This is a genomic window from Longimicrobiales bacterium (assembly GCA_035764935.1).
In the GTDB taxonomy this organism is placed as follows: Bacteria; Gemmatimonadota; Gemmatimonadetes; order Longimicrobiales; family RSA9; genus DASTYK01.
In genome coordinates this window covers 1-4042 of the sequence record DASTYK010000082.1, presented here as the reverse complement: position 1 = coordinate 4042, position 4042 = coordinate 1, and the positions used below count along the sequence as shown (strand labels likewise).

General features: G+C 63.2%; 3 protein-coding genes and 3 tRNA genes. 4 read left to right on the top strand and 2 right to left on the bottom strand.

What is annotated here, in order from left to right; genetic code table 11:
• The 3 genes from VFU06_06675 to gltX all read left to right on the top strand — a co-directional run.
• Positions 1–342, top strand: a 342-nt coding sequence (locus tag VFU06_06675) for a response regulator (GenBank protein HEU5209077.1), incomplete at its 5' end; no start/stop codon positions are given.
• Between the two features lie 72 nt (positions 343–414).
• Positions 415–489, top strand: a tRNA-Val gene (locus VFU06_06670).
• Between the two features lie 47 nt (positions 490–536).
• Positions 537–1943 carry a glutamate--tRNA ligase gene (gene gltX / locus VFU06_06665; GenBank protein ID HEU5209076.1) on the top strand — a complete coding sequence of 469 codons (1407 nt, stop codon included), beginning with the start codon at positions 537–539 and terminating at the stop codon, positions 1941–1943.
• Between the two features lie 95 nt (positions 1944–2038).
• Here the strand turns inward: gltX and VFU06_06660 are convergent.
• Positions 2039–2114 (bottom strand) — tRNA-Glu (locus VFU06_06660).
• Positions 2115–2133: 19 nt separating this feature from the next.
• Positions 2134–2209 (bottom strand) — tRNA-Ala (locus VFU06_06655).
• Between the two features lie 156 nt (positions 2210–2365).
• Here VFU06_06655 and VFU06_06650 point away from each other — a divergent pair.
• On the top strand, positions 2366–4042 hold a 1677-nt coding region (locus tag VFU06_06650), incomplete at its 3' end, for a TonB-dependent receptor plug domain-containing protein (protein HEU5209075.1).

Genomic DNA, 4042 nt, shown 5'->3' with positions numbered 1-4042 from the left:
CGCGACGGCGTGGAAGCCCTGGATTATCTGTTCGCCACCGGGCAATACGCCCATCGCGACGTGATGAATGCGCCCACCGTGATCCTGCTGGACCTGAAGCTGCCCAAGCTCGACGGTCTCGGCGTGCTCAAACGCCTGCGTGCCGACGAGCGCACCCGCAATCTGCCGGTGGTGGTGCTGACTTCCTCCAGCCAGGATGCCGACGTGATCGCCAGCTACAACCTGGGCGCCAACAGCTATGTCCGCAAGCCGGTCGAATTCGGCGCTTTCGTCGAGGCGGTCAGCAGCCTGGGGCTGTACTGGGTGATGCTGAACCGGCCGCCGCCGGTGCACGTGACTTGATTTGACCGAGACCGTCGTCCTCCCTAAACTACGCGCCCCTTCAAACCTCAGACGGTTCGTCGGGCCGGCATCGGGCGGTTAGCTCAGCGGTAGAGCACTGCTTTCACACGGCAGGGGTCACAGGTTCAATCCCTGTACCGCCCACCACTCCTAACGATTCGGATGCATACCGGCTTGGCGGCCGATAAGGCGCCATGGCCATCCGAACTCGATTCGCTCCCAGCCCCACCGGCATGCTGCATATCGGCGGCGTGCGCACGGCGCTGTTCTCCTGGTTGTACGCCCGCCGCCACGGCGGCGTCTTCATTCTTCGCGTCGAAGACACCGACCGGGAGCGTTCCACCGACGAGGCGGCGCAGGTCATCCTGGACGGCATGGAGTGGCTCGGACTCACGGCGGACGAGGGTCCGTTCTATCAGACCCGCCGGATGGATCGTTATCGCGAGGTCATCGATCAGTTCCTCAAGAACGGTCACGCGTATCACTGCTATTGCTCCAAGGAAGAGCTGGAGCAGATGCGCAACCGCCAGATCGAGGCCAAGCAGAAGCCTCGCTACGACGGCACCTGCCGCAATCGCACCGAGCCGCGGCCGGGCGTTTCGCCCGTGGTGCGCTTCAAGAATCCGTTGGAAGGCAGCGTGGTCGTCGAAGACGTCATTCACGGCAATGTCGTGTTCGACAACATGGAGCTCGATGACCTGATCATCGCCCGCTCGGATGGCACGCCGACGTACAACTTCTGTGTCGTGGTCGACGACAGCGACATGAAGTGCACGCACGTCATTCGCGGCGACGATCATCTCAACAACACTCCACGCCAGATCAACATGCTCAAGGCGCTTGGCGCCGCGGTGCCTTCGTATGCGCATGTGCCGATGATCCTCGGGCCGGACGGCGCGAAGCTCTCCAAGAGGCACGGCGCGGTGAGCGTGCTCCAGTATCGTGAGGACGGCTATCTGCCCGAGGCACTGCTGAACTACCTGGTGCGCCTGGGCTGGTCGCATGGCGATCAGGAAGTGTTCTCGATGGAGGAGATGACGCAGCTGTTCGACATCAAGGATGTGAACAAATCGGCGTCGGCCTTCAATCCCGACAAGCTGCTTTGGCTGAATCAGCAGCACATCATGCGGGCCACGCCGGAGCGCATCGCTCAGTATTTGCAGCCGCATCTCGCCGCGCTCGGTGTGAACGTCACCGACGATGCGAAGCTCGCCGCCGTCGCGAAGGCGCAGCAGGAGCGGGCGAAGACGCTGAAGGAGATGGCGCAGAACAGTGTCTTCTTCTTCAAGGACGTCACCTCGTATGACGAGAAGGCGGCGAAGAAGAATCTGACTGCCGAGTCCGCGGGACCGCTTAACACCGTGCTGACGAAGTTGTCTGCGCTGGGCGAGTGGACCGCGCCGTCGCTGCACGATGTAGTGAATCAGACTGCGACGGAACTCGGTGTGGGCATGGGCAAAGTCGCGCAGCCGATCCGCGTTGCGGTGTCCGGCGGAACGGTGTCGCCGCCGATCGACGTCACGCTGGAAGTGCTGGGTCGCGAGGCGGTCCTGGCCAGATTGGAGCGAGCTTTGGCCTACGCCCAAGGCGGTGCTGGTTAAAGGCAGGGCCAGTTAAGGATGGCGGCCCGGAGAGACTGGCCGGGCTGCGGCTGGCTGGATGAGGCCCGCCTGGCGGCGGGCCCGGCGTCTTGAAGTGGCGTCCCCACGGGGATTCGAACCCCGGTTACTACCGTGAAAGTGTAATGTCCTAGGCCTCTAGACGATGGGGACGCGGTAAGACGTCGGGGCTTGGTGGAGCTAGCCGGGATCGAACCGGCGACCTCTTGCATGCCATGCAAGCGCTCTCCCAGCTGAGCTATAGCCCCACGCGAGAGGCGCGCAATGTAGGGAAGTGGCGCGGGCCTGTCAAGGAGAAGGCCGCGAATTCCTGTTTATCTGTGCAATCTGATTGGTGCAGCAGCGAAACTCCTGCTTCGCAGGCCCCGAGACAACCGGGCGCCATCAGCCGGTCCTTGTAGTCAATGGAGACGTGGCGGCAGGTTGCAAGGGCCATCGGAATCGCTCTGCTGTTCGCATGGGATGGTACGAACGGCGTCGATGCGGCCACGTTGGACGTCGTCGACGAGAGCATCGACTTCGATATCCCGCAGCAACCGCTGCGCACCGCCGTCGAGGCCTTCGCCAGGCAAACTGGTGGCGATACATATATAGGTCGCGAGGTTTTCGACGCTTGCGGCGAGCTCGCGGTGGGCCCGCTGGTTGGCCGTATGACGTTGCAGGACGCATGGACCAGACTCGCAGCGCCGGTCTGCGCGGCCACCGGCGTGGTGGTCGAGGGACAAGGCACGGTGCCGGTGTTCATGATGGACCACCCTTGGGTACGGGCTCGCGACATCGATATTCCAAGGGGGCGGCTCCACGAGGTCCTGCTGGCGGTGAGTGATCGGTTCGGCGCCCTGTCGCTAACGCTTCATTTCAATCGGAAGGACGAAGCAGAGATCCTGGTCGGGCCCATTCAGGGGCACATGACACCCGAAGAGGTGCTGACGCTCATCGAGCATCAGGCAGGAGTGGAGCTGGCACCGCACCCCTCCGGCCCATTCGCTTTTTCGCTCGGACCGAGCGATCCGGAAACGCCCTCCAAGTTCCGTATTTCCTATGCTCGCCCGTGCTCGTGTCCGCCGCGAGTCGTGGAGCCGTTGCGTGAGAAGGTCCTCGTCGTCGGGCGAGGTGTCGCGGCGCCCGCCGATCAGCGCGGGCAGGTGAGGTTCAGCCGTGGCGACATCGAAGCGACAGGAGCGGCGACCTTGCCCGAATTCTTTCGCTACCTGGCCCGCAACGCCTATTCAAGGCATGCCGGCTACATCGCGAGCGGCGCGCAGTATGCGGATTTTCGAGGGCTGGGCCGAGATACGCATCTGGTGACGATCAATGGCCGTCGCACGCTGCCCAGCGCCAATAACGTTACCTCGTCCGCGTTCGACCTCAACACCATTCCGCTGTCCGCGGTCGATCACGTCGACATTCACTACGACTCGGGGTCGCTGCGCTATGGATCGGACGCCATTGCGGGCACGATCGATATCGTCACGCGTCGTCACCTCGACGAGCTTGCAGTGGAGCAGCGCTATGGAATTGCTGCGGGCGGTGCGGAGCAATGGCGAACTACGCTCAGCCTCGGCGGCCGGCGCGGGGCCGCGCGTTTCGCCGCGACGTTGGATCATCTGGAGCTCGGTGATCTGCTCGGCCACGAGCGGGCCATATCTCGTGATCAGGACTATCGGCCTTATGGTGGGTTGGACTATCGCGCCAGCTTCGGCATCCGCTCGCTGGACGGCGCCGACCTGCCGGGACTGAATGCTCCGGTGGCGGGATTGCCTGAAGCTCGCGATTCGGATGATGTTTCGATCTCCGATCTGGTCCCGGGTGAGCCACAAAGAATCAGCCTGTCGAAGTATCAATCGCTGGTGCCTGCCGGCCGGAGAACGAGTTTCGTTGGCGCTGCCGATTTCCAGTGGCGCGACATCGAGGTATCCGCCGACGCGCTTTTAGTGAGTCGCGATTCCCAGTATGACTACCATCCGGCGATTGCCTCAGGGATCGTGGGTGCGGAGCATCCTGGCAGCCCGTTCGACGAGGAGGTATGGACCGATGCGGTCATGACCGGAGCGCCCTCGATGCAGCAGCACGTCGACTCG

Coding starts and splice junctions, on each gene's coding strand:
- gltX (HEU5209076.1), top strand. CDS start 537: ATGGCCATCCGAACTCGATTCGCTCCCAGCCCCACCGGCATGCTGCAT.